This window comes from Streptomyces sp. NPDC001617 (assembly GCF_053596855.1).
In genome coordinates, this window is sequence record NZ_JBSFHA010000029.1 from 72,091 (window position 1) to 96,562 (window position 24,472).

The following is a 24,472-nucleotide window of genomic DNA, read 5'->3' on the forward strand; positions in this document are numbered from 1 at the left end:
GGGGCGTATTTGGGGTGCTAGCGGGGGTGCTACCGGTAGCAGGTGTGGGTGCTACCGGTAGCACCCCACCGGGCCTATGCGGCGCCCGGCTTTTCGCTACGCTCCGCAATCGCCTTCATGAGGTCGGCGCGGGCGATGCCGCGGCGGGTGGTGCGGGTGCCCTCGTCCGTGGTGCCCGCCACGTCGCGGGTCTTGATGCCGTGCGGCTTGAGCGCGCTGGTGACGTTCTCGCCCTTCCAGCCTCCGTAGACGTCGGGCCGCAGGTCGGCGAGGCGGGCGGCGATCCGCTCGTTCCACACCCGCTCTTCCTTCTCCGCCACCACGGCGGCGATGTCGGCAAGCAGGTCGTAGGCCGGGCCCGTAACCTCCTCGGGGGCCTCGCCGAGCGCGTAGCCGGACAGGAGTCCGGCCGTTTCGCGGGCCTTGCGGGCGCGGGCGCCGATGGCTTCGGCGCCGGGTGCGTCGACGTAGACGGAGGCGACGATGCGGGCGTCGGCGCCCTCGCCGACGAAGTAGTGAATGCCCTTGTCGCCCCAGGCGAACATGGTCGCCCGTACCCCCCGCTTGTAGGCGGAGGTGCCAAGCACCATGTCGTTCTCCAGCTGGCCCATGACCTTCAGGCACCAGCGGGCCGACGCGTTCGCGCTGATCCCGGTGGGCAGCGACTTGGCGTCCGGGCGCTGTGTGGCCAGCAGCACCACGATGCCGGTGGCCGGGCCCCGCTTGACCAGGTCGGTGATGATCTCCTCGAACTCCTTGCCGTGGTCGGGGTGTTCGAAGAGGACCTGGCACTCATCCACCCCGATCACGATCGGGTGCAGCCCGAGGGAGCGCTTGTCGGCGAGGGCGCTGGTCACCTTGGACTCGGGGCAGATGTCCCGAGGCAGGGAGCGGATCACCTTGGTGCGCCGGCGCAGTTCCTCACGGAGGGCGCGGAAGTCGGCGAGCGCGTACAGGATCGATTCGTCGTCGTCGCCCGCGGCGTGGCGGTGGGAGACGGCGTTGCCGACCGGGTCCAGGTCGCCGGTGCCCTTCATGTCGTAGGTGTGCAGCTCAGCGCGCGGGTCCAGGGCGGCGATGAGCAGCAGCAGCCTCAGTAGGAAGGTCTTGCCCATGCGCGGGATGGCGCCGATGACGCCCGCGATGTACATGAGCGTGATCTCGACCCAGCGTCCGCGCTGGTCGGTGCCGAACGCGACCGGCTTGAACAGGTCCACGGTGCCGGACTTGGCCAGCGGCCACGCAGGCTTCTTGGCCTTGTTCATGTCCTGGTCGCCCACCCACAGCACCAGGTGCCCGGTGTGCTCATCCGGTACCGCTTCGGGCCACACGCAGCCCAGCGGGCGGCGCAGGCCGGACGCGAGCCGGTCGCGGCGCTCGATGACGTCGGTCACGGTCACGCCGAAGGGGAGGTTGCCCTGCGCGCGCCAGCCGGGCCCGTCGCGGGTGATGGGGGCGGTGAACTCGAACCCGTCCCGGCCCTTGGCCTGCGCCTGGTTGATGGCCGGGATGCCCAGCGCCCCGAGCGCCCGAAGGACGATGTCACTGGTGAGCTTGGTGGCCTTGGGCAGTTCTACCGCGCGGTGGATGACCGGGTCATCTGCCTTGCGGCCGGCGAACCCGAGCGCCATCACGACTGCGCTCACCGACACCGCCTGAAGCCAGTCAGGGGCGAGCACGTACATGGCGAGCGCGGAGCCGAGCCCGACGAACATGGCCAGCACGGCAACGAGGGTGCGCAGTCGGACCCGTCCGTCGCGCTGCCGGGATAGCTTCAGGTACTCCGCGGCGTCCTCGCGGCGGACCGCGGCGAGTCGGACCGGCTCGCCCTCGCGGTCGGCCACCCAGCGCAGGGTGCCGCCTACGAACTTCGCGGCGCCCGTGGGGGCTTGGAGGGTAAGGCGGGCGGCGTAGACCGGGGCCCGCAGCGCGTGATAGCCGACCGAGTGAGCGTAGTGGCGGGCAACCCACGCCGTAGCCGTCTTGAGTTCGGCGACCGAGCGCAGCCAGACGGGGACGACGTCCCGGCGCTTGGCGGCGGCGAGCCGACCGAGGTAGCCCGGACCGGTCACCCTCGGGGTCGACTGGTCCACCATCACGGGCGCGGTCGGGTCGGCCGACTCGACACCCGACCCGCCGGGGCCGGAGTCGGGCGACGGGTCGGCGTCGGTTAGAGCGGTCGGGTCGGCCGACTCCGAGCGGGCGGACCGTGCCTTGTCGAGGTCGACCACTTCGCCCCCGGAGTCGGGGCGGGTGTCGGCGGCCATCTCGGCTTCCAGCCGGTTGAAGAGTTCGTTGTCGTCGTCGGGGTGCTTCACTGAGGGTTCCTTCTCTCTGGGAGGGATACGGGGCCCGGCCGCTGCTTTGGTCGGTTGAGACCGGGCCCCGTGCGGGTCATGCGGCGCGCTGTTCCTCGGGGTAGGCGCAGAGGACGCACATCCCGAGCGAAGTCGGGAGGCAGTAGCCGTACGTGATCTGGCACTTGGGACAGGTACGGCGGGCGAGCATCGCCAGGGCGAGCGCACCCCACTTGCGGGAGGTCATCGGCCGGACCGGCTTCGCGCGGTCGACACGGTAGAGGTAGGCGACCTGCACCCCGGCCTTGCGGCCACGGTGGCGCCGCATCACCTGCGCGGCGACCGGCTGACCGCCCGGCCGCAGACCGGCCGCACGCAGCTGACGGCGGGTGGCGTAGCCGTCCGGGGCGAAGTGCCACGGGAAGGTGGGGATGCCGAACCGGGTGCCGGACGGGTCGAAGCACTTGGCGTAGGCGGACATCAGGCAGCCACCCCCACGACCGGTGCCTCGGTCCGGGCTCCGGCGCGTCCGGCACGCCGTCCGGTGACGGTGGCGAACAGCCGCCCGAACCCCGCCCGGCGAGTGCCGGCGCGCGCCTGCTTGGCCGCGTACATCGCCTCATCGGCCCGGCGCAGCAACCCGGACAGGTCGTCGCCGGGGAAGTCCGCGGCGCGCACCCAGCCCAGGGAGACAGTGGTGTGTACGGCCGGGTCCTGGCCGTCAACGGGGCGGGCGAGCACGCTGTGCAGGACGGTGAGCAGGTCGGCGGCGGTGCCGTGGTCGTCGATGAGGACGGCGGCGAACTCATCGCCCCCGAGCCGCCCGGCCACGCCGGAGCGGCCGACGTGGTGGGCGAGCCGGTCCGCGGTCGCCTTCAGCAGCTCGTCTCCGGCCGCGTGGCCGAAGGTGTCGTTGATGTGCTTGAAGCGGTCGACGTCGGCCAGCACCACGACCGCCCGCGGGTCCCGCAGCAGCGCCGTCGCGCGGCGGGTGAACGCCTCGCGCGTCCGTAAGCCGGTCAGCGGGTCGCGGCGGGCGACGTTCAGGCGCCGGCGCAGCCACAGCGTGTGCGCTGTCCAGCCGGAGGCGACCGGAGCGGCCGCGGCGAGCATGGTCAACAGAGCGTTCATGCCGCCGCCCCCTCGGTTCCCTCGTCGTCGCCGTCGACCGAGTGCAGACGGCGTCCCTCGGCCCGTTCGGTCAGCAACAGGTCACGCAGCACGCGAGAGTTGGCCGCAGAGCAGTGCAGCGTGGTCCGGATGGCTTCCGCGTTGATCGCGTCATCGGCCCACTCGGAAGTAGCCTCCCGCGCTTCGGCGAGCAGTTCCGCCGGGGTCCGCGGCGTCTTGCCACTCTTGGCCTTGCCCTTGGTGCTGGCGGCGCGCTTACGCGACGGCTTGGGCGCCTCCGGCTTCGGCTGCACCGTTTCCTCCGGCGGAACGGGCGGCACGTCATCGCTCGCCGGGGTGAGCTCGCCCAGCTTCAGCAGTACGCGTTCGGGGCGCGGGGTCTTCGCCCGCCACCTCCGACCGTGCCGCTCCCGCAGCCGGGCGCGGGCCAACTGCCGCTCACGCTCCCGCTTCAGCGCCTCCGAGTACGACGTGATCTCCCACAACGTCATCCGCCGCCACAAGGCGAACGTCGACAGCGGAGCGAGCATCCAGCGGGAGAACCGCACCTTCTCCATCCGCCGCCCGGTCGCGGCGCCAATCCGTACGGCGTAGACGTGCGCGCCGATCTCGGAGAACACCACCCACAGCAGGGGCATCGTGCCGTGGGCGACCTTCGCCCACAGCGAGTGCCCAGCGGCGACGTTCAGCCCGCACGTGACCAGCGTCAGCGCCCAGGGCACGAACCGCACCCACGCCAACGCCATGTCCATCCGGATCAGCAGCAGGTTGGCCACGGTGAACACCGGAATGGCCACGTCGATACCGACCGGCAGCATCCACGGCTCGCCGAAACCCCACCGGGCGGCGGCAGTGGAAACCGCATCGAACGAAGCGATCAGCCCCAGGGCGCCGACGCCGGCCGCGGCCAACGCGCCCAGTCCAGCAAGGCCCATCTCCGGCTGCGTCAGCGGTGGAACGATCGGCCGGTCGCCGTGCTGCATGGTGACCGTCATCGCCGACCTCCCTTCCGGTCGTCGCGGAAGGTGGCGTACTCACCGGGCGGGTAGACGTAGTTCGTCAGCGCGCCCTCGGCCGCGACCGCGACGGCTCCGAGTCCGGCCACGGCGGCAGCGGTCCCGCTGTGACTGTGCTGAGCAGCGGCGTGAGCGGCGACGGAGGCAATCTGCGTGGCGCGGCGGGCGGAGGCGGGCGAGCCGTCATCGTTCGTCATGGCGCGATATGCGGCATCCCGGACCCGGTTACGGATTCCCATCACGCCACCGCCTTCCGGGGCGACCGCCGCCGCGCGGTGGGCCGCGTCAGAGGCAGGACGTTGAACAGCTCCGGGGCGTACGCCTCGATCACCTCGGCGGCGATGCGGGCCACGTCGTCCGGAAGGCTGGAGTACTCCGGGGTGGCGAGGATGTCCCGCGCCGCGTCCAACCGGGCCGCGCGCTCCATCTCGTTCTCGCCCTGCACCCCGAGCCACAGCTCTACCGGGGTGCCCAGGGCCAGCTCCACGAAGTCCTCAGCCGAGACGGCCTGTTGGTGGCCGACGTACGTGCGCATTGACGTTCTCCTCAGTCGATGGGCAGGGAGGACCGCGGCGGAGGGCGACCTTGCTGGGGAGTCCCAGCGCCGCAGTTTCTTCAGATTGACCTAGGTCAATCCGACTGTCAAGAGGTCCAGCGAAAGGTAGAGATTGACCTAGGTCCGGCTACTCTCGAACCCATGGAGCAGAGCCCAGAAGCGCCCAAGCAAACGCCCACGGCCAAGGAGATCGCTGCGGAGTTCCGTGAGAAGATCACAGGCCCCAACCGCGAGTACGCCCCGGGAGACCAGCTCCCTGCCGCTCGCAAGCTCGCCAAAGACCTTGGCGTGCAGCTCATGACCGTGCAGAGCGCGTTCGGCCAGCTCCGCGACGAGGGGTTGGTCCTCACCCAGCAAGGACGCGGCACATTCGTACGTGACCCTTCGGTGCCGCTCGGCACCGAGCCGGGCAGCAGCCCCGCGTTCACCGCTTTGGCCACAGAGCTCAGCTCGATTCATGACGCTCTCCGCCAGCTCGGTGAGCGACTCGACCGCCTTGAACAGCGTGTCGGCGACGAGACTCCACCCTCGCCATGAGTTCGTCCGCATGCCGCAGCAGTCGTTCAACCGCGGCGCGTGCCTCGCTCAAACTCGCTTCGATCAAGGCAAGTTCCGTGGGAGTCAGACCTCCCGACTCGCCGCTTCGCTCGTTGATCCCTGACATGGCAATGAGCATGCGACCGGAAATGGAAGAGGACCCGGACAGACTGTCCGGGTCCTCTTTTCTTGCAGGTCAGGCAGGTTGACGACTCGTCATCGCGTAGCTTCCTCCACGGCGTCCAACACCGCGGCCCACGGAAGTTCGCGCCCCGCCGGCGCCTCCCTCGGCTCGTACAGCGGCCAGACGTCGGGGCCGTAGACGACGTGCACTCCCGCGGCCCGAAGAGCGTCGATGTGGCCTTGCCACGCGGGGTGGCGAGCATGGGCCGCGTTCACCCGCGGGAAAACGACGACCGGCAGACCAAGGGTGCCGATAGCCTCGCCAACCTGGGTCAGTGCCTGGTTGTCCATCAGGCCGGTCGCGAGTTTGGCGACCATGTTTGCGGATGCGGGAGCAACCACGTAGCAATCAACTAGCGGATGCGGCCGAGATTCACCGGGCAGGCGCGGTTCATCGCGTACGGGCAGGCCGGTGAGCTTCTCCAGCCGCTTAACCTCCCCGCTCATCCGCAGCCACTGACCTGCGGTCGGCGTGAGCGTGACGGCCACCTGCCATCCGCGGTCCATCGCGGGTTCGACAAGGCCGGTACGCAGTGCCTCTACGCCCCCGGCCGCCGACCCGACTACCCCTAGCACCCCGCGCTTGCCTGAACTCACTGCACCGCCCTGCACCGTTGCGCCATCACGAACACCTCGGACGAACGCGAACCGCCGGTTACGGGGGACTGCTTGATCAGATCCCGCAGCGTCTCACGCACCCTCGGATTGTTGCGTACGAGCTGCGGCGACGTGCGCTCAGCCGTACGCAGTTCCGCAAACGCTTCGTCTCCCTGGCCAGCGAGCGACAGAGCCCGGGCGTAGTCGATGCGGTGGGAGACGCTGCGCTCCTGCGGCATGTGGTCCACGTTGATCCGGCCGTGTTCCACCACGTACGAGACGTTGTCGAGGTCCAGCTCAACGGACAGGCGATGGAGCAGGACGTTCGTCGGCCCGAATCCGGTCTGCCAGTAGTTCTCATCCGACCCGAGTTCGTCCGCGAGTTCTTCGGCGCGGTCCAAAAGCCCCGTGGCGGTGGGCCGGTCCTGATGCCGTGCTGCCGCGACTGCGGCACGCAGGTGGATCATCCCGAGCAAACTGAGCGCGGCTGGGTCGTTCTCTGTCACCTGGGACGACAGCCACCTTGCCGCCGTGTTGCCCAGTTCGAGAGCGTCGTCGTAGCGCCCGTTGGCAAGCAGAGCATGCGTGCCAGACCGCGCCGCGGAGGCCAACACGAGCGGGTCGTCCGACTCATCAGCGGCTCGCATCGCGCGCTCGGCAGCGAGCCACGATATGTCGGACTCACCGATCTTCGCGAGCGTCGTAGCGGCTAGATGGTGCGTACGGGCTGACACTGCCCAGCAATCACTACGGTCGTCGCCGCGGCGCGCAGCACGATCCTCCAATTCCTGTGCGGTCTGAAGCAACGCAGGAAGAGCGGCGATGACACTGCCGAGTCGTCCGCCCTGGTAGTCGTTCCATGCCTGCTCCACCCGTACGGCCGCCGGGGCGGGTGTCGGCAGCTGAGTCTCAGCCTCGGGGCCGAAGAGCAGACGCGAGAGGCGACGCGGGGTCATGAGGGCGTCGCGTACCGCGGGGACGTCGTCCTGTTGGCGCTCGTCTTCCATGAGGACGGTCTGTCCGAGCAGGTCTCCGAGGGAAACACGGAGGACGCGCGATAGCTCGGTGAGCATGTCGATCCGGGGCGGGTTCCGGCGCCCCGTCTCAATCTTCGCGAGCCAGTCAGTGCTACGACCGACCAGCCCAGCCAGCACCTCTTGCGTGTAGCCACGGCGCTTCCGGTAGAACGCGATGCGCTCGCCGATGCTCAGGTGATCTCCAAGACCACGCATGTGGTGTTGTCTCCCTCTGCTGAGTAGGGGCGTCTTTCACGGTACCGATGCGGCGGGGAGGGGGTAAGTGATCTCAGCCCTTACCGCCAACGACCAGGGTGCGGTGCTGAGCAGGAGCGGACCCGGACGGATTGTCCGGGTCTGATGTAACCGTGCCGGGAGGTGTCCGCGCTGTCCGACTGTCCGGTTAGGGCTCTCACCTGCACAAACAGCCCGGACAGCTCAAACTGCCGCTGTCCGGGCTGTCCGGTCACAGACGGCTGTAACACGCAGTGGGTGTTACAGCCCGTCGGCGAAGCCGACCTCTCGATGGACGTAGGAGCCGGAGGCTACTTCCGATCTGCTCTGGCTCGCGATGGGTCCACAGAGGGGTTCGGAAGCTCCCTATCTGATCAGGGCGCTGCCGCCCACGCAGAGCGGCGGCGCGCGACCTGGTACCTCGACCCTCCGCGGCTGGACGGCCGGCACTGCCTTTCACGCTTGAGCCGTTAGTCTCTCTGCGTGGATCCGATCGCCAACACTGAGACCCGGCGCCAAGCTGCTCTCGGCAAACTAGACCCGAGCACCCAAGCGGTCCTAGGACAGTTCTTCACTCCCGTGAAGGCCGCCGCGCTGATGGCTTCAATGCTTCGAGTCGACGACCTCAGTGGCACGGTCCGGGTACTCGATCCAGGGGCTGGCGCGGGATCTCTGAGCGCCGCCCTCGTCGATCGACTGCATACCGAGCGGCCCGACGTTGCGGTTCACGTCGTGGCCGTGGAAACCGACCCCTCCCTTACGCCTTACCTACGCGCCACTCTCGAGGAATGCCGGTCTGCCTACGGCATCTCCTACGACTTGGTAGAGGGTGACTACCTGCTTGGCGAAGGGGCCGAACTAGATGGTCCGTTCGACGTCGTGATCGCCAATCCGCCGTACGGAAAGCTTGCCTCAGATTCTCCCGCGCGGCTTGCAACGGCAGCGCGCGCCGTCGACACCCCAAACGTCTACGTGGCCTTCTGGGCACGGGCGGTCGCGTCACTCAAGAAGGAAGGGCAGGGAGTTTTTATTGTTCCCCGCTCATGGGCAAACGGGCCTTACTATCGCACTTTTCGCCGCTGGCTTCTATCGACCACAAGTCTCGACGTTCTCCACGAGTTCGAAAGCCGCACCAAAGTGTTCGCGGATACAAAAGTTAAGCAAGAGAATGTCATTGTTGCTTTCACTCTGAGACCCCAAATTCCCAATGTGATCCTCTCGAAATCGATTGCGCACGACGAGGAGCCCATCGCGCGCTCCGTACCTTTCTCCATGATTGTCCATACTGAAGACGATGACAAAATTATCCACTTCGCCGACGGCGTATCGGTACCCTCGGCGGCGAGATTCACTCTGGCCGACCTCGGCATCAGCGTCAGCACTGGAAAGGTGGTCGATTTTCGCAACCGCCAATACCTGACCGATAACCTCGATACCCCTGGCGTCACTCCAATGATTTACCAGTCAAACATTCGATCCGGTGGGATCGAATGGCCTCAAGCGAAAGCAAGAAAACCGCAGGGATTCATTGCCGTCGACGATGCTGCAATCCGCCAACTCCTCCCTCAAGGCTCATACGTTGTCGTGAAACGTCAAACCGCAAAGGAGGACCGACGACGCGTCATTGCTGCAGTCTGGGACGGACCGAGTAGGGTCGCGCTCGACAACAAGACGAATTATCTACACGAATCGAATAATCCGCTTGAGAAAAACCTCGCCCGCGGTCTCATGCTCTGGCTAAACTCGACCGTATTGGATCGGTATTTCCGAGCATTCTCGGGCCACACTCAGGTCAACGCGGGCGACCTGCGCCGACTCCCGTTCCCATCCCGCGAGGACCTAGTTCTTCTCGCCAAGACCGCGCCCCACGGCCTGCCCAACCAGGAGACCTTGGATGCCGTGGTAGCCAAACTCTTCTCGCAGATGTCAGACTCCGCTGCGTGACCACCAGCAACGAAATCGACGAGACGTTAGCGACCATCGACACCGCACAGGCGCTGCTGAAAAGCTTCGGGTTCGATGCACAGCGGCACAATGTCCGCAGCGCCGTGACGCTGCTCGCGCTTGCCGGCCTGAAGCCTGGAGACCGCTGGGCCGACTCGACCACCCCGCGTCTTGGCGTGCAGAAGATCATGGACTGGTCTGGCACGCATTGGGCTAAGCCCTACGCCACCGGTAGCCGGGAAGATTTCCGTAAGAAGACCCTACGTCAGTGGGTTGATAACGGATTCGCGGTCCTCAATCCGGACAACTTGAATATCGCTACAAACTCGCAACTCAACGAGTACTGCCTGTCTGACGAGGCAGTTCAAGCGGTCAAGTCGTACGGCACGGACGCTTTCGAGGAAGCTCTTGTGAGCTTCCTCAATGAAGCGACACAAGCAGTCAAAGCGCGGGCGGAAGCCCTCCATGCGGCGATGATCCCTGTTGATCTGTCCGACGGGGAAGATTTCCTACTTTCTCCAGGTGGGCAGAATCCGTTGCTGCGGAAAATGGTCATGGACTTTAAGCCTCGCTTTGCACCCGGCGCGAAGGTGCTCTACCTCGGAGACACCCGGGGAAAGCACGCTCACTTCGAGGAAAGATTCTTCGAGGAGACGCTTGGACTGACTTTCGATCCCCACGGACGAATGCCGGATCTCGTCCTATACGACGAAGTCCGTGGGTGGCTGTTCCTTATGGAAGCTGTAAAAAGCAAAGGGCCGTTCGATGACGAGCGTCACCGCACCCTACGAGAAATATTTGCAACGCCTGTAGCGGGACTCGTTTTCGTAAATTGCTTCGAGAACCGTGAGGCGATGCGTCAGTGGCTCCCCGAGCTCGCTTGGGAGACTGAGGCATGGGTGGCGGACGATCCTGATCATCTGATTCACCTAAACGGCTCGCGCTTTCTAGGCCCTTACGAGGGCTAGCCTCGATCTTCGTGACGGGGCCGTCGGTTCCTCGGCGGGCTACGAGACACGATCCCTGCCGCGGCTGCCGCTTCTAGCCTCAGCACCTGCACGCGGACGAGCACACGACCGAGAGTGGCCGACGCAATGCCCGGCCGCTCCAACTGAGGATCTCCTGCGACACAGCTCCGACACACTGTGTATCCCCGTACCACAAGAGACTAGTTGCCGCGCAGGTCAGCGGGCCTGCATGGCTCGAATGGCGCAATCACTCCGGAGCCGTGTGCGCAGGTTCGAATCCTGCCGGGGGCACTTCGCATGAGGTGCCTAAAGACCCCGCCACCAGCGCGTTAGCTGGATGCGGGGTCTTCGCGTATGCGCAGGCGGATGCCGCCAAAAGCAGCCGTTTGCCAGTGATCACGTTGTAATAGCGTGTTGATCTTGAGGTGCTTCGCGGCAGGTCAGCAGGCGTCCCGTGGGCCCCTTAGCGTAGCCGTGGGGACCACGCGCGGACAGATCGGAGAGCATCGAGTCGCCGCTGGATTCGGCGCGACGACTCACCCGGCAGGAGATCCTGGATCCCTCCCTCAGACTGCCGTGAGCCCGAGGCAGTTGACCAGCTCATTCACGGCGCGGCGATCCTTGTCGGACAAGTTCGCGCGCAGGCCCAGGGAGATCCCCACATCCGGATCGTCGAGCGTCGGGATCATCACGGCGACACCGACGAACGGGGTGGTGTCGGGCAACAGCATCGCTAGACGCTGCGCCCAGACCTGCGGCGAGCGGATCCAGGCCATGCCCGTGCGGGCCGCGTCGACCAGGAGGATCGTGGGCATGGACTCGGCCTGCCGGGTCTTCTGCTTGTTCTCTAGGGCGGCTCGCACCTCGTCCTCGGTGTCCACCAGGTGCGCACCCGGCTCGTTGCCCCAGAAGAGGTTCGTGACGACGACCCGCGAGCCGCTGGGCAGCTCGACCGCGGGGAGGATGTCGACACGGAGCAGGAGGCGCTTGCGGGCCGACCAGGGCTGCTCCACCTCGAACACTACGGCGCCCGAGTTCCCTCTGTGCACCCGCTGGACGGTTTCTTCGACCACCTTGGCCCGCACATCGGCCTTGATGATAAGCGGCTGCGAGTCGGGCGTGAGGTGTACGAGGACCGGCGGGTGGAGACCGGCGAGCGCGGCCTCCAGTTCATCGTGCAGGTCCCGCAAACCGTCCAGGCGGCGGGCTTTGACCTCGATGCCGAGGTCCATCTCGCGCAGCACCAGGTCCGGTTCAGTGGCGCCATTGCGCCGACCGAAGTCGAAGAGAACGCCAGCGCGCGCGAGCTTGGCGCCGGCCACGAGCTCTGCCCGCACGATCAGCACGTCGTCCAACGTGCGGGCCTTACGGAAGACCCCGCGCACGCTGTCGAGCCGCTGGGGCTGCGCCTTCTCCAGTGCCTCGATGATTTCCTCGAAGGCCCTGCAGAAGATCGACGCGACGCTGTCCGGGGCGCCGCTGCCGACGGCCTCGCCTACGTAGTCGCGCAGCGGGTGATCCTGCCGGGTCTTGTCCATCCACGCCTGCAGGAAAGGGAATGACGTACTCATGTGATGTCCTTCGGAGCCGTGCCGGACGGAGGTGGTCACGCCTGCGGCACGGCCAGCGTACGCACGGGCGAGATCAGGCCGCACCGGGTTTACGGGAGCTCGCGACGGACTGCCCTCCGTCCCTCAACAGCCGGATCCGCATCGCTCGTTGGCGATGCAGCCGGAGGGCTGACGGCCCCCTACGACTCCGAGCTCGCGCTGATCCTCTCCAGCGTTCCCGAAGCCCGGATGTGGACCCCCAAGCCCCGCAGATTCCCAAGATCGGATCGAGAGCAAGCCCTTTTCGAGCCTGGCACCACACACACCATGTGATGTCAGTCACACATGACGTGATTTCAACAATACGTTGAAGCGGTGAGGGTGATGCGCTGCTTCAGGCCCCCACCCCGAGCGCGCCGTGCAGATGTAACCGCCCGTCCGTCTGCGGCGCTCACGGTCCTCTCAGTTGGACTGTCACCTGTACTCCCATCTGGATCTCTCACTTGGCTCTCACATAGCACCCGCTCCAGCCTCCAGACCAGGTGCCCATGATCAGACTGGATTCGCTCCCGTCGGTCTGGTCAAACTTGGCGGCATGAAGCAGATGACGCCGAAGACCTCGGACGTACAGCCGCCTGAGGTCACCGGGCACGACACGCGGATGGAAATGTTCCACCGCGCCGGGCGCAAGGCCGTGCCCCTGCGCAAGACGTTCATACAAGCGCCGCGCGGCACCGACAGTCGCCATGGCCCCCTCAAGGAGTTCGTCAACAACGGCGATCTTCGCGGGATCCGTGCGTACCTGATGGTGGTGGGCGCCTGCAGCAAGGCCAACGAGGACGGCTGGACCACCACGCACGACAGCATGGTGTGGGCGCGCTTGTTCGACACCCACATCAACGTGACCGCGCAGTCGGCCCGCACGGCGGCCTGGCGCACGCTCCAGCGGCTCGAGGACCGCGGCCTCCTGGTCTGCGACAGGCCTCGGGGCAGTACCCGCATCTCGGCCACCCTCCTGCGGGAGGATGGCCAGGGAGCCCCGTACACCCGGCCCGCCAGCGCCAAGGAGGAGGACCGGTGGGTCAACCTGCCGATCGCCTTCTGGAAGCGGCAGGTTGACGAGCGGATCGACGTCCCGGGGCTCGCGATGCTGCTCGCAGTCGCGGCGGGCAAGGCATGGTCCCGGTTCCCCGCTGAGCGTTCCCCCGAGTGGTACGGGTGGTCTCCCGACACGACGGAGCGCGGGCTGCGGAAGCTGATCGACCTCGGACTCGCCGACCGGCGCGAGGCGTACGTGAAGGCGCCGCTGTCTCCCAGCGGCCACGCCCTGGTCTACGAGTACAACCTCAAGAAGTGGATGCGGCCCGCCCGCGGCAAGAAGCCCGGGAGCGCGTCGTGACGTCGAACCCCACCAACCCCCCGGCCATGAAGGTGTTGTCCATCCTCGTGGCACTGCTCTGCGGAGCCGTGGCCGCCCTGGTGGCCTACATCCTCGCCCGGCACACGTCTCCCGACCTGGGACGGGCTCTGGCCTGGGGCGCTGGATCCTTCATCGCTGTCACGTGCCTCGTCTTCAAGATCGAGGACAAGTTCGGGCTGTGACCCGTACCGCCTACGGCCTGGGAGGGCAGCATGAACCCACCCGGACCGCAGGATGCCGTTGGCGAATTCGTGAATTCGCCAACGGCATCCGAGTGGTGGCCCGCGGCACCCGTGCGTCGGCCAGGTGGTTGTGTCAGTCCGTGAGGTCCCCCTCCTCAAGGCCCTTCATGATCCGGTCGTTCATCTCCTGCTCCTGGCCGTCTATGCACTTGGCGTAGATCTTCAGAAGGACGTCCACCGAGTGGCCGGCGCGAGCCGCGACCTCCGGGGCCGGAACGCCGGAGTTAAGCCACTGGGACACGCCCGCGTGACGGAGGTCGTACGGCCGGAAGGCCAGGACCGAGGCCACCTGATCAGGGACGAGCGCCAGTTCCCGAGCCTGTTTCCACGCCCGGGAGTACGACGAGGCCGCGATCACGTTGCCCCGCTCGCTGGAGAACAGCCGGCCGTCCTTCGCCGTACCGAACTCCTCCAGGTGCTCACGGAGCAGGCGCACGAGCGGAGGGGGTATCGGCACGATGCGCACCTCACCCTGGGCTCGCTGTTTCAGGCCGCGCCGATCGTGAGCCTCACCGGAGTCCGTCCAGGCTTTGCCCGCCGTGGGACGGGTCTCCGCCAGCTCGATGCGGCCCCAACCGGAGGCCGGAAGCGTGCAGTCGGAGCGGCGGAGCCCCAGCGCCTCCCCCGGTCGCATCGACGCGTAGTACAGGCACCCGAAGAACGCCCGCAGTCGCTGGCCGCTCGCCCGTTCGTAGCCGCCCACGTACGTGAGTGCGGTCAGGAGCTCCCGAGCCTGCCGAGGATTGACCACCACCCGGCGGTCGACCTCCTGCACCGCCCGCTTGCCGCGCTTGCGCCGAACCCGCGTCAGTGGATTTGACGGAAGGTGCTCCAACTCCACTGCGTACTCAAGGGCGTTGAACACCACGGCCCGCCGTCGCCGGTACGTCTGAGTCGCAGCCGGTTTACCGTCGAGCTTCCGGCCGAGCGCATCGATCAGCTCATGTACCCGGGCGATCTCTTGGAGCTCTCCCACCGGAAGCGACGCTTTCTCGATCCACCGCACGGCCGCGGCGATCTCCTCGGGCCGTTCCCGCTCCCTTCGCGGAACCGGCAGGACGTACGAGCGCAACGCCTTCCGAAGCACCTCCGGCGCAGGCCGCCCCCGTGCCGGTTTGACCACGACGGGAACGACCGTCGCCAGTGCATCGGTCATGCTGTCCCGTTGCTTGGCCGATGCCTCCGGCCAACGCGCGTCCAGGTACTTCACCGCCAAGTCGAGGAACGACAGGGCAGCTTTGCCCCCGCGCAGCGAGTCGGGCAGACCGGTGACCGTGTCGAACGGCTCGCCCTTGTCGAGCGCCCGCACCAGCTTCGCGCGGAAGCGGTCGGCCAGCGTCTTGGTCTTGTACGACTCGCTGAACGGCTGTCCGTCGACGACCCAGCGCACGAGGTACGTCGGTTTCTTGGTCGTCTTGTTGACCGAGATCTTCCAGACGGAGACCTTGTACGACTTCACGACGCAGCCCCCTCCGCCCGCTCCTCCAACCAGTCGTTGAGCACGTCACGCCGAACCCGGAGCTCCCCGTTGGGTAGCCGTATGCAGGGCGGAGCCAGTCGCAGTTCCCGCCAGCGGTAGAAGGTTCGTCGGGAGATGCCGCCAAGTTCGTCGAGCACCTGCCGCACGGTGAGCAGCTCAGCGGTCTTCGCGCGGCTGTCACGCGCCATGGAGACCACCGCCTTCCCGCACGGAAGCGGCCAGGAGCGCGGCCGCCGGCGAGTAGCCACGTCCCGCGTAACGCCACTGGCCGACCGTGATGGTCGGGCCGTCGGCCAGGCCGAGGGAAACCCGTTGTTGCTCCGCACGGTGATCGGCACGTGCCTGCCGGAGCGCAGTCAGCGTCGTCGAGTAGCGGCGTGACTTGGTGGAGAAGTGCCCGCCGTACCCCAGCATGTGAGCCCAGCGACGCAGCCCGAGCGGCTCGAACTCCGGCAGGCCGCCGAGCCACCAGCACGTGCCGATCATGCGCAGCACGTGTGCTCGCACGGGCAACATGACCATGTCTCGCGCGCGGTAGATCCGGCCGTCCACCGCGCCGGCAGACTCCGCTCCCTTCGTGGCGTACTTGGCGATGTAACCCGCCACGGCCGCCGCCGAGGCAGGCCGCTCCCCCACGTCCCTGCCGTACGAGGTGACCGGTCGTACGTCGACGTGCGTACCGAAGCGGAGCTCCCGCGGGCCGACGACGGCCGCACCCGGAGCGGTCAGCCGCACCCGGCCGACCACCGCCCTTACGGCGTCCGTCAGGAGTGGGACAGTCACCCAATCCGGCGGGGGCGAGTCGGGTCCGTCCGGTCCGTCGACGCGGATCACGCCATGGAAGTGGACCAGGCCGCGCCTTTGGTACTCGGCGACTTCGTGTACGAGAGCCGGGCGACTTCCCCAAACTCGGTACGCGACAGCCCGGCACGCCGCGCAACGTCCCGCCGCAACTCGAGCCCGAACCGGTGCCAGAGCCGACCGGCGAACGCGTGCCAGAGGACAGCTCCCGCGTAGTCGTAGCAGCGCGGGCACAGCGGCTCACCGAGACGGGCATCGTCCGACGGATGACGTTCACGGCATCCAGCCGGCCGCCCGTGGGGGCAGCGCTCCCCCGGCCGACGAGGACGGCAGGCCCGTACGAGCCCGTCGTGTTCCCGGCGGGTGTGAACCGGACCGAAACTGGGAGCGGTGAGCGTGGCGAACACGCGCGGGTACCCGCTCACCGCCTCCGTGACATTCTTGCCGCCGACGAGTCCGGCCCGGACGAGTTGATACGTGTCCGCCCGGTACAACCCCGAGCAGGCCGGGCAAACCGTCGCCCGCCGGTTGCCGCACGCGATGAGCAGGCGACCGCCATTGACGTCCGACCCGTAGGAGAGCAGGGCCGCACCCGTCGTCGTGTCGTAGACAGTCGCTGCACCGACCAGATGAATCGGGTTGGTGCAGCCGCCGAGGCGGACGATGTTCCGGCGCCAGGCCGCGAAGTCCGCCTCTGAGGCCCTGGCGATCAGGGCCGCAGCGTTGTTCGGCAGGACCGTGGTCATCGGCGACCACCCCCGCCGCCGAACGCGTGCCCCATCACGGCCGAGATGCCCTCGGGTCGGGTCTTGGCACTGAAGCGAAGCGTCGGGTCGGTGAGCCAGAGAGCGGCAGCGTGCGCGGGGCACACCCACCGCTCGGTGTCGTCGAGCTCGACGAGGACGACCTGTTCCCGTCCGGCGCAGGTCGAGACCTCCGAGTCTCGCTGCCTGAGCTCGCAGTCGGGCAACGGGGATTTGCGCGAATGAGGCGCGCTGGACAAAGTGTGAGTACTCCTATCACTGCTCATGTGGCGGATGGAGTGGGTTCCTGACGGGGTCGGGTTTGGCGACTTCGCGCCCCGTCGGGAGCCCGTCATACGGGCGATCACTGCTGCTCCTCGGGCGGGATCGCGACGGCGACGTACGCGATCGGTCCGAATTCGCGGCGAGCGTTGAAGTAGCCCTGGCCGAGGTCTTCCGTCGGCACGCCGAGCGGAACGGCGACCGACGCCACTCCCTCTCGCCGACCGGCGGAGTCGGACGCATCGACCAGGACGGCGATGGATGCCTGGCGCGGTACGACGACCGCGGGGTTGGCTGCCAGGAAGTCGACCAGCTCCCGCAGACCGGCCAGGAACGCGGCGCGATCACCGGAGCGGATGACGTACGCGGACACGGGATGTCCCCCTCTCGGGTCAACGGGTCGTTTCAGAAGCGGAGTTGGCCCAGGAAGCCGTTCACACCGTCGAGGAAGGCCTGAGCGAACGGCGCGGCCACGGTCTTGGAGAGCAGGAAGCCGAACGCTCCGCAGAGCAGCGCGTCGACCCACCGCAGGTACCGGATGCGCAGCAGGAACCAGATCAGTAGGCCCAGCAGCAGGACGGCGGACATGGACACCAGCACGGCAGGCCCCTTTCACGGTGCTTCGACGTCCAGTTCGGACAGGACGGGAGTCAGGTGCGCGTACTCGGCGGCGACGGCTTCCGCTTCTGCCTCCGTGATCAGGTGTGACCGGGCCCGCTCCCAGCCGTCGCCGGAGGCGAGGACGGCCGTACCGGCCTGTTCCGGCGTGATGGCCTGCGCAGCCTTCAGGGCGTCGGGGTTCAGATCTCCGAGCGCCATTTCGGCTGTACCGGGGTCGGCCACGCGATGGCAGACCCGGCCGCCGAGCTGTGCCCGAAGGGCGGTGACACCGGGCCCCAGGTCGGAGCCGACACGTTGGCCGGCGACGACGAGGAACACCCCGAGTGCCGCGCCGAGTTGGGCCAGTCGGATCAGTGCCGTACCGGCCGCCTGAGCTTCGTCCTTCTCGTTCCGGCTCGCGACGAGGAACAGTTCCGCGAGCTCATCAACGATCACGACGACAGGGACCGGACGTTCCTTGTCCGGCAGACCCCAGATGTTGCGGACACGAGCCGCCCGGCAGACGGTCATGCGGTCGAGGGTCAGGTCTACGAGCGCGGCCAGCAGCCGGACCGCCTGCTCACGGTTGGTCGCGAGGGCGGACAACCGCGGTTCGTAGAGGGACAGTTCCATGCCGCCCTTGCAGTCGATGCCGACGAGGGCGACGGGTTGCGGAGCAAGCCCCGCGACGAGTGCGTTGATCAGCGTGGATTTGCCGGAGCGGGTGGCACCCACGATCAGCCAGTGCGGCACGCGCCGCAGGTCGAGCACCCACGCGGCCCCGGTCTCCAGTGCGCCCACAGTCACCCGGAGCAGGTGGCCAGGGCCCCGCTGCTTCGGCACCCGAGGAGCAGCCAACGGGTCGGCCGCCGAAGCTACGATCCGTACGACCCCCGGCTTCCAGGAGGTCACCCGCACCGCGTGAACCTGCCAGTCCTCCGCCATAGCAGGCGCAGCCTTGACGAAGTCCTCCGGCACCTGGCCCGGTAACAGCCGTACCAGCAACACGAAGCCGCCAGCGGTCGGGCGTATGAGACCGCGACGCGGCACCCGCGGCTGAGGCGGTGGCGCCCCATTGCCGACGAGCCCGGACACGACCGTCAGCGCCGGTCGCCGACTCACGGCGAGCCCACACCCGGCCATCAAGGGCCGCCAAGTCTGCATGACACGGAAGGCAGCGACCGGGAAGCCGAGTAACAGCCACCCGGCAACGGGATAGCGGCGGCGCAGGGCCGGGCCCGCCAGGAGCAGGCCCGACACCAGCACCGCGGCCACCACCAGAACCCAACTCGGCCCGGACGCACCGGCCGAAGTGGCGGAGGCCAGGTTCATCACTGCGCGGCCCCCTTACCCGCCGGGGCGGGAGCGCTGAGGGGCCGGATCTCCGCCGCGCGGAACGCGATCCCGTGCCGCCCCTCGTTCTCCCAGGGCGTCGCGACCAGGTCCCGCACGGCCACCGACATACCGAGCTGCACACCGCTCGGTTCACCGGCCACGCTCACGTTCACGACGTCCGCCGACGACCCGGCCATCAGGCAGAGCCCGACTTGGTACATGGTCTTGCCGGTCTCGCGGTCGACGCGAACCTGACCGGTCTCTCGGTTCGCGACCCGCGGAGCCGGGGGCACGGCGCAGATGATCCCCGTGTACTTCGCGGTGTCGATCGGAAGGCTTGCCACTTTTCGGATCTCCTCTTCTCTGGCACCCGAAGGCCGATCCTCCGGGTTGCTAGACCACCCGTAGTACGGGTGACCCAGACAAGAGTGCAACCCGTAGTACGGGTTGTCAACCGACCTAGCGATGAGAGAAGCTGTGCACGCTAGTAGACAAGCCGTCTACGCCGACGCACAGCCGCAGAAGCCACGGCCACGGAGGGCCCGCATGCCGCCGAAGAACACGCAGCCGAAGTATCGGCAGATCGCCGACTACCTGCGCGATGGCATCCTGGACGGCACCTTCCCGGCCGGCCAGCCGCTCCCGTCGGAAGAGGCGTTGGCGAAACAGTTCAGCGTGACGCGTCCCACAGTCCGTCAGGGCCTCGCCGAGCTACGAGCATCAGGTCTCGTCGAGGCCATCATGGGCCGCGGCACCTTCGCCCGCTCCCCTCACAGCCGCCCCAGCCACACGCGCCCGCGCGGCGTACGCAGAGTTCCCGACGGCCGTTACGTCGAGGCCGACGGCATCCGCTGGACCGACGCCGAGCCACCCGTAGCCACCCGCACCGACGCCCCGTTGGCCCTGGCGGATCTACTCCGGATCCCGCCGGGCGAGCCAATGTTCACGTACGACGCCCTACAAACGGCAGACCATGGCCGCCTCCGCCAACTCCACCGGACGTACGTGCCGTTCTCGGTGCTGATCGATACCAAGTACGAGGAGGAGGCACCGCCGCCGGCGCCGGAGCTCTACAGCGCACTCGCCGACCTGGGCCACGAACTCCACTTCACGGAGTACGTCCGCACCCGGATGCCTCTCCCGGACCAGGCCCAGGCCCTCCGGCTCACGGATGGGGTGCCACTCCTGCACGTCATCCGCGTCACGCTCGCAGCGGCGTACAAGCCCTTGGCTCTAGAGGAGTTCCACCTGCCGGGCGACGAGTTGGAGCTGTCGTTCAAGCTGTAGCCGAACCCGAGTTGGCTCAAACTTTCTTCACGTGATCAAGGCGGCTCGCTTCGCTCCCCGCGCGCGTCCCGACCCCCGGCCGGGCCTGCGCTCATGTCTCCGCCCCGCTCCAGCCCGGCCGGCGCCCGTGCCGCGCGCTGCAGCAGTCAGCCGCTTGAGGTGAGAAGGGGTACGTCGTGGCTGGGGCGGTCGATGAAACGGCTTTAGGCAGCCACTTTGGCGCGAGCCTCGAAGATCATGGCCCCAACGTCGTGCTTTAGCGGGCAGGTCCACAGACCGCCCGACGCGCCGGAAGCTTACGGGGCCATGATCACTCGCGCCAAAGCAGCTCCAGCCCAAAGCCCTTCCACCGGCCTCTTGTGCTTGTGCAGTTGGCAGGAACCAGCAGCATCCAGCCACTCAGTCAGATATAAGTAGGTGATCATCCGAACCCTGAGGAGTCGACCCGTGACAGAGATGATTTTCGAAGAGGCAATCGAATCATTGAAGCTCATCGTGGGAGTCGACGCATGGACGGACAGCCAAGTAATCCTAGATCAGCCGATCTATGTCGACCCGGAGACCACACTCGACCGCCTAGACATTACCGAAATCAAGGCGGCTATTGCGAGCGTTAACGAGACATCGGATAGAAGTGGATGCACTCTCGCCTGGAATAATAGATGCGAACTCATGCTAATCAGCAATTCAACCGGCCCCAGAGCGGCAATTATTAGGGAGTTTGGAGAGCTCTCGTCATCAGACGAGAGTGGAATTAAGTATTCGATCGGAGAGCCTTCACTCCCCTACGTACTGAACTTCCTCGGAGCGTTGAAGGATGCGCCCCGCATGCCCGTGATGCTCCAATCGATCCGACGTCGCCTCCGTGATCGACGTTACACATTCTCCGCACCGGACCCCATCAGGCAGGAGCGACACCCTGTAACGACCGCAGAGGTTATCGGGGGCGCCTTTCCCCTCCTCACCCTGAAAGTGGAATCAGCAAGGCCGAGGAATGACTACGCTGAACTGGCTGAAGCATTCCTTTTTCAGCTGGCTTACAGCTATGACATCTCATATCGCACTGCGTACAACCTCGATCACCTTACGGGCGGAGGTCGAGTACGGCGACGCGGAAGGGCTGTGGATGCAGGCATGGATGCTCCTCGAATGACATACACATCCGACCTCGTCCACCACTATCAATTGGCAGTATCTGCCGAGAGTCCGATGCTCAAGTACCTGTCGTACTATCACATCGCAGAGCATTTCTTTGAGAAGGTGTTCAATGATGACTTCGTTGAACAAGTACGGAAGAAGATCGCAGACCCGTCTTTTTCCCTTAAGCGATCCAAAGATATCCAAGGTGTCATCAAGCTCGTCACAAACACGCAGCGTAAAGTTAGAGACGAGGGAGGCGTAGACGAGCAAAAGGCACTCGCACTGGTGCTTGAGCGCTATGTCGACCTCCCTCGGCTAATAGGCGACATCAAAGCGAACGACGACTCTCTAATTGAGCATTACCGAACCACTTCCCCTTCGTTTACCGATAACCTTCCAGTCAACCTTGAGGCCGAACGGGAGTCCGAGATCATCACCGCGCTAGCGAAACGCATTTACCAGACGCGAAATTCGCTCGTTCACGCCAAGGATGGCACGCGTCCGAAATATTTTCCATTCGTGAATGATGCCGAATTGACCAGAGAGATTCCACTTATTCGCTTTTGTGCAGAGCAAGTAATCATCGAGCATGGAAAAGTAATTTGATCGCGGCCCACTGGCTTTCCGGGAATCTCTCAGGCGTTTTCGGCACACGCCACGGCCAGGTTCCCAAGGGTGGGTAGCAGAGAACTACTCGAGCCCGTAACCCGTGGACTCCCTTGATCGAGGGCGCCTACGGGTTACGGGTCAGACCCGTGCCAGATCGTGCGGATAGCCACGGGGAATTACTGGGAAACCAGCCGCCCGCCCGCCAGCCGCTGGCGCCGCTCCACCCCAGGTCAGCGCGGCAGCGAGCCCTAGGTCATCTCAGCTTCCCAAGCTGAGCGCCAGTTCGATTCTCGTCACACGCTCCAGGGCGAAGCTGTTCCATGGGTGGCCATCTCACGGAGTCTCGGACCTTCTTGCTATCCGGCGGCACCGGTCCTTCTTACGGATGCGAACAGCTTTCGCTCAGCCGACCTGCCGATCATAGTTGACAGCCGGTAACCGTGTTCGTCGGACGATCAGATACCAGCAAAGGTGTTCCACAACTGGCGTGCGGCCGGCTGCGCCGTCACTCTGGTTTCGTTAGGTCACTGTGAACGAGAGCATAATGTTCCCGAACTAGCTGCAAGCGCTCTCTCCTCGCAAGGAGGGAGATGTCGCGTCCCTCGATTTTCTTAGTAGATCCCTGACGCACGGCAACCAAATCATCAAGAATTCCCTGACGGAGCTCTGCTTCTAGAATTGCAGATCTCGCCAACTTGATAGTTTCTGGCGTCAGCGATGTGCATGAAAAAGCGGCAGCCAGGAAGTCAACCACAGACGACGTAGAAATCTCATCCGGAAGCAGTCGTTGATTCGAATGGACACCGAGTTCTTTGTACGCCGCAGCTTCGGCTATTTCGTCCGCCACCTGAGCGAAATGGTCTGAATCCTGCGGGTCTAGCTCACATGCTCGCAGATAACTTTCGATGGCATCTATAAGGCGCTCCGCATTGGTTCCTAGCTCATTGCCCAACCATTCCGCAGAGACGTCATCGACGTCACCGGCCAGCACAGCTCGGCGATACCAATCCTCAGCTTCATCCTTGCGTTCTGCACGCGACAATGCCCGAGCGTGATTTCTGAGAGAAACGGTGCACTCTGGATATTTCTCTACTAGCGCCGTAGTAATTTTGAGTGCTGGGCCATCCAGTCCGTCGCGGTGGTACGCATCGAGCATCAAGCCGAACGTGCCAAGGTGCCTCTTTTCAAGTTCTGCAGGAAGTCTTAGTTCCCCGTCATCCCACGACATATTAAGGAGCGCTGCGAGTTCTTCGCGGGCTCGCTCGCGGTGACGCGGGTCTTCGGAATGAGCGAGGGCAGAAAGGTGCATACGCTTGAGCCCTTGATCGTTGGGGCGCAACTGCAGAGCGCGCTCGCGCAGCACCAGCGATATTTCGGGCAAATTTAGTCTTTGGGCATCACCGGAAAGTGCCGCCCAGTCTAGTGCCGCAATAACGAAGGGGGAATCATTCACCAGCTGCATGATGAGATTCAAGAATTCTGTTCGGTTCTCGTCCTGCGCCGCCGACCGTGCTTGACTAAAGAGATCGGCAGGGAGTTCGCCACGTTGGGATTTAGATAGGACTTCTGAAACAACGCTAGCAGCGTCCGCGGTTCGCGTTTCACTCACCGAATCAAATCCATATCTGCTCAGCGACGCGCGAAGGCTGGATATCTCTTCCCTCAATTCACCTTCAATGGAACCCTCCACGTGCGAAAAGATGTCGGTCGGAAGGGATGGAAGGAAGTCATGTACTGGGTTATCCTTCTGCACTTCCCCAGCTTCTTCCAGTATATCGCGAGAGAATCGATCCAACAGCATGCGGAGCTTTTCGATGCCCTCCAGGTCGGGGGTAAATTCGATCATGCGGTATGGCTTCAGGTCGAACGGTGTTTCAGTCCTACTTGTGTCGACAATCATCACCGTTCCTTTGCCCCGAAGGGCGTGCCTAACTCCGATCTCATAAAATACGTTGGGGTTCAAGTCGGTCAGATCTGCAATCACGAGATCCGCCGTAGCGAGATGGTGAATGATTCCAGCGACTATCGCCCCACCTTTTGCTATATCATCTGCGCGAGTCACCGTGAGCCCTAGGTTTTTTATAACAGGCTCGATTACCAAATCACGCAATGAGCGAAAATGCTTATGCTCCGGGGTCCCTGCTTTCCGGATGGGCATTATGACAAAGCAGTTCTTTTGCATTGCGGCTCACCTGAAATTTGTGCTCCGGTGTACTGCTCCAGCTGCTCGGTTCGACTTGAACCTTAGTTCCCACTACGCCACACGGCGACGCGCGTGTCAACTGGACCGTACTGGCAACGATTAGTCGAATCGTTCACCATTAAGTGCTTCTTTCAATCTTTGAATCTCGAAAAGCTGCTCGCATTGTGGTCGATGAAGCGGGTCACAGCTGCCGTCGGTCAACTCTGGCTGGGCAACAGCTCAGCGTGTGCATCATGGAGCGGAGCGTGCGGGTTGATCTGGAATTGCACTCAACGCGGCCTATCCGCAATTGGCGGAAGTC

Annotated in this window: 23 protein-coding genes and 1 pseudogene; 7 read left to right on the plus strand and 17 right to left on the minus strand. The window is 65.5% G+C overall.

Annotation, left to right across the window (positions count from 1 at the left end):
- Window positions 1–74 precede the first annotated feature (74 nt).
- From ACWC09_RS22800 to ACWC09_RS22825, 6 genes are all read right to left on the minus strand, one after another.
- On the minus strand, window positions 75–2,318 hold the full coding sequence (locus tag ACWC09_RS22800; protein WP_450852401.1) for a cell division protein FtsK: 2,244 nt from the start codon (window positions 2,316–2,318) through the stop codon (window positions 75–77).
- 76 nt (window positions 2,319–2,394) lie between these two features.
- Entirely contained in the window at window positions 2,395–2,778 is a 384-nt protein-coding gene (locus ACWC09_RS22805; RefSeq protein WP_450852402.1) for an RRQRL motif-containing zinc-binding protein, read from the minus strand.
- Complete coding sequence (locus ACWC09_RS22810; protein ID WP_450852403.1) at window positions 2,778–3,428, minus strand: GGDEF domain-containing protein; 651 nt, start codon at window positions 3,426–3,428, stop codon at window positions 2,778–2,780. Before ACWC09_RS22810 ends, ACWC09_RS22805 begins: the two co-directional genes overlap by 1 nt.
- Complete coding sequence (locus tag ACWC09_RS22815) at window positions 3,425–4,411, minus strand: DUF2637 domain-containing protein (RefSeq protein WP_450852404.1); 987 nt, start codon at window positions 4,409–4,411, stop codon at window positions 3,425–3,427. The genes ACWC09_RS22810 and ACWC09_RS22815 overlap by 4 nt, the downstream gene beginning before the upstream one ends.
- An 8-nt stretch (window positions 4,412–4,419) precedes the next feature.
- Window positions 4,420–4,641 carry a hypothetical protein gene (locus tag ACWC09_RS22820; RefSeq protein WP_450852405.1) on the minus strand — a complete coding sequence of 74 codons (222 nt, stop codon included), beginning with the start codon at window positions 4,639–4,641 and terminating at the stop codon, window positions 4,420–4,422.
- Window positions 4,642–4,682: 41 nt separating this feature from the next.
- Window positions 4,683–4,979, minus strand: coding sequence for a hypothetical protein (locus ACWC09_RS22825; protein WP_450852406.1), 297 nt, complete (start codon window positions 4,977–4,979; stop codon window positions 4,683–4,685).
- A gap of 162 nt (window positions 4,980–5,141) precedes the next feature.
- On the opposite strand from ACWC09_RS22825, the gene ACWC09_RS22830 reads away from it, so the two are divergent.
- Window positions 5,142–5,537: a GntR family transcriptional regulator gene (locus ACWC09_RS22830; RefSeq protein ID WP_450852407.1), complete on the plus strand. Its 396-nt coding sequence runs from the start codon at window positions 5,142–5,144 to the stop codon at window positions 5,535–5,537.
- A gap of 216 nt (window positions 5,538–5,753) precedes the next feature.
- Here ACWC09_RS22830 and ACWC09_RS22835 read toward each other — a convergent pair whose 3' ends face one another.
- Complete coding sequence (locus ACWC09_RS22835) at window positions 5,754–6,332, minus strand: flavoprotein (protein ID WP_450852408.1); 579 nt, start codon at window positions 6,330–6,332, stop codon at window positions 5,754–5,756.
- The gene (locus ACWC09_RS22840; protein WP_450852409.1) at window positions 6,314–7,549 is read right to left on the minus strand and encodes a helix-turn-helix domain-containing protein; all 1,236 of its coding nucleotides are present in this window, start codon (window positions 7,547–7,549) and stop codon (window positions 6,314–6,316) included. Before ACWC09_RS22840 ends, ACWC09_RS22835 begins: the two co-directional genes overlap by 19 nt.
- Before the next feature lie 501 nt (window positions 7,550–8,050).
- Here ACWC09_RS22840 and ACWC09_RS22845 point away from each other — a divergent pair.
- Window positions 8,051–9,511 (plus strand): Eco57I restriction-modification methylase domain-containing protein, encoded by a 1,461-nt coding sequence (locus ACWC09_RS22845; RefSeq protein WP_450852410.1) that lies wholly within the window; start codon window positions 8,051–8,053, stop codon window positions 9,509–9,511.
- Window positions 9,508–10,479 (plus strand): BsuBI/PstI family type II restriction endonuclease, encoded by a 972-nt coding sequence (locus ACWC09_RS22850; protein WP_450852411.1) that lies wholly within the window; start codon window positions 9,508–9,510, stop codon window positions 10,477–10,479. Before ACWC09_RS22845 ends, ACWC09_RS22850 begins: the two co-directional genes overlap by 4 nt.
- 566 nt (window positions 10,480–11,045) lie before the next feature.
- On the opposite strand, the gene ACWC09_RS22855 is transcribed toward ACWC09_RS22850, so the two are convergent.
- On the minus strand, window positions 11,046–12,050 hold the full coding sequence (locus ACWC09_RS22855) for a hypothetical protein (RefSeq protein WP_450852412.1): 1,005 nt from the start codon (window positions 12,048–12,050) through the stop codon (window positions 11,046–11,048).
- A gap of 574 nt (window positions 12,051–12,624) precedes the next feature.
- Here ACWC09_RS22855 and ACWC09_RS22860 point away from each other — a divergent pair.
- Window positions 12,625–13,428: a hypothetical protein gene (locus ACWC09_RS22860; RefSeq protein WP_266521563.1), complete on the plus strand. Its 804-nt coding sequence runs from the start codon at window positions 12,625–12,627 to the stop codon at window positions 13,426–13,428.
- Window positions 13,425–13,631, plus strand: a complete 207-nt coding sequence (locus tag ACWC09_RS22865; protein ID WP_450852413.1) for a hypothetical protein — start codon at window positions 13,425–13,427, stop codon at window positions 13,629–13,631. Before ACWC09_RS22860 ends, ACWC09_RS22865 begins: the two co-directional genes overlap by 4 nt.
- Before the next feature lie 133 nt (window positions 13,632–13,764).
- On the opposite strand, the gene ACWC09_RS22870 is transcribed toward ACWC09_RS22865, so the two are convergent.
- The 7 genes and pseudogenes from ACWC09_RS22870 to ACWC09_RS22900 all read right to left on the minus strand — a co-directional run bounded on the left by ACWC09_RS22870 (window position 13,765) and on the right by ACWC09_RS22900 (window position 19,276).
- The gene (locus ACWC09_RS22870; RefSeq protein WP_450852414.1) at window positions 13,765–15,150 is read right to left on the minus strand and encodes a tyrosine-type recombinase/integrase; all 1,386 of its coding nucleotides are present in this window, start codon (window positions 15,148–15,150) and stop codon (window positions 13,765–13,767) included.
- The gene (locus tag ACWC09_RS22875) at window positions 15,147–15,359 is read right to left on the minus strand and encodes a helix-turn-helix transcriptional regulator (protein WP_280849307.1); all 213 of its coding nucleotides are present in this window, start codon (window positions 15,357–15,359) and stop codon (window positions 15,147–15,149) included. Before ACWC09_RS22875 ends, ACWC09_RS22870 begins: the two co-directional genes overlap by 4 nt.
- A pseudogene (locus ACWC09_RS22880) lies at window positions 15,349–16,718 on the minus strand (replication initiator). Before ACWC09_RS22880 ends, ACWC09_RS22875 begins: the two are co-directional and overlap by 11 nt.
- A 361-nt stretch (window positions 16,719–17,079) precedes the next feature.
- Window positions 17,080–17,370, minus strand: coding sequence for a hypothetical protein (locus ACWC09_RS22885; RefSeq protein WP_450852415.1), 291 nt, complete (start codon window positions 17,368–17,370; stop codon window positions 17,080–17,082).
- Between the two features lie 32 nt (window positions 17,371–17,402).
- Entirely contained in the window at window positions 17,403–17,597 is a 195-nt protein-coding gene (locus ACWC09_RS22890; protein ID WP_062234062.1) for a hypothetical protein, read from the minus strand.
- A gap of 12 nt (window positions 17,598–17,609) precedes the next feature.
- Window positions 17,610–18,929 (minus strand): FtsK/SpoIIIE domain-containing protein, encoded by a 1,320-nt coding sequence (locus ACWC09_RS22895; protein WP_450852416.1) that lies wholly within the window; start codon window positions 18,927–18,929, stop codon window positions 17,610–17,612.
- A complete protein-coding gene (locus ACWC09_RS22900) occupies window positions 18,929–19,276 on the minus strand; it encodes an SCO3933 family regulatory protein (RefSeq protein WP_450852417.1) in 348 nt (115 codons plus the stop codon). Before ACWC09_RS22900 ends, ACWC09_RS22895 begins: the two co-directional genes overlap by 1 nt.
- 202 nt (window positions 19,277–19,478) lie before the next feature.
- Between ACWC09_RS22900 and ACWC09_RS22905 the strand changes: the two genes are divergently transcribed.
- Window positions 19,479–20,219: a GntR family transcriptional regulator gene (locus tag ACWC09_RS22905; RefSeq protein WP_450852418.1), complete on the plus strand. Its 741-nt coding sequence runs from the start codon at window positions 19,479–19,481 to the stop codon at window positions 20,217–20,219.
- Window positions 20,220–20,666: 447 nt separating this feature from the next.
- Window positions 20,667–21,965, plus strand: coding sequence for a hypothetical protein (locus ACWC09_RS22910; protein WP_450852419.1), 1,299 nt, complete (start codon window positions 20,667–20,669; stop codon window positions 21,963–21,965).
- A gap of 508 nt (window positions 21,966–22,473) precedes the next feature.
- On the opposite strand, the gene ACWC09_RS22915 is transcribed toward ACWC09_RS22910, so the two are convergent.
- Window positions 22,474–24,150 carry a hypothetical protein gene (locus ACWC09_RS22915; RefSeq protein ID WP_450852420.1) on the minus strand — a complete coding sequence of 559 codons (1,677 nt, stop codon included), beginning with the start codon at window positions 24,148–24,150 and terminating at the stop codon, window positions 22,474–22,476.
- Window positions 24,151–24,472 lie beyond the last annotated feature (322 nt).

Bases quoted from the DNA above. Each gene is read 5' to 3' on its own strand.
- ACWC09_RS22860 (WP_266521563.1), top strand. From the start codon at position 12,625: ATGAAGCAGATGACGCCGAAGACCTCGGACGTACAGCCGCCTGAGGTC.
- ACWC09_RS22830 (WP_450852407.1), top strand. From the start codon at position 5,142: ATGGAGCAGAGCCCAGAAGCGCCCAAGCAAACGCCCACGGCCAAGGAG.
- ACWC09_RS22825 (WP_450852406.1), bottom strand. From the start codon at position 4,979: ATGCGCACGTACGTCGGCCACCAACAGGCCGTCTCGGCTGAGGACTTC.
- ACWC09_RS22810 (WP_450852403.1), bottom strand. From the start codon at position 3,428: ATGAACGCTCTGTTGACCATGCTCGCCGCGGCCGCTCCGGTCGCCTCC.
- ACWC09_RS22820 (WP_450852405.1), bottom strand. From the start codon at position 4,641: ATGACGAACGATGACGGCTCGCCCGCCTCCGCCCGCCGCGCCACGCAG.
- ACWC09_RS22805 (WP_450852402.1), bottom strand. From the start codon at position 2,778: ATGTCCGCCTACGCCAAGTGCTTCGACCCGTCCGGCACCCGGTTCGGC.
- ACWC09_RS22895 (WP_450852416.1), bottom strand. From the start codon at position 18,929: ATGAACCTGGCCTCCGCCACTTCGGCCGGTGCGTCCGGGCCGAGTTGG.
- ACWC09_RS22840 (WP_450852409.1), bottom strand. From the start codon at position 7,549: ATGCGTGGTCTTGGAGATCACCTGAGCATCGGCGAGCGCATCGCGTTC.
- ACWC09_RS22915 (WP_450852420.1), bottom strand. From the start codon at position 24,150: ATGCAAAAGAACTGCTTTGTCATAATGCCCATCCGGAAAGCAGGGACC.
- ACWC09_RS22855 (WP_450852412.1), bottom strand. From the start codon at position 12,050: ATGAGTACGTCATTCCCTTTCCTGCAGGCGTGGATGGACAAGACCCGG.
- ACWC09_RS22905 (WP_450852418.1), top strand. From the start codon at position 19,479: ATGCCGCCGAAGAACACGCAGCCGAAGTATCGGCAGATCGCCGACTAC.
- ACWC09_RS22815 (WP_450852404.1), bottom strand. From the start codon at position 4,411: ATGCAGCACGGCGACCGGCCGATCGTTCCACCGCTGACGCAGCCGGAG.
- ACWC09_RS22875 (WP_280849307.1), bottom strand. From the start codon at position 15,359: ATGGCGCGTGACAGCCGCGCGAAGACCGCTGAGCTGCTCACCGTGCGG.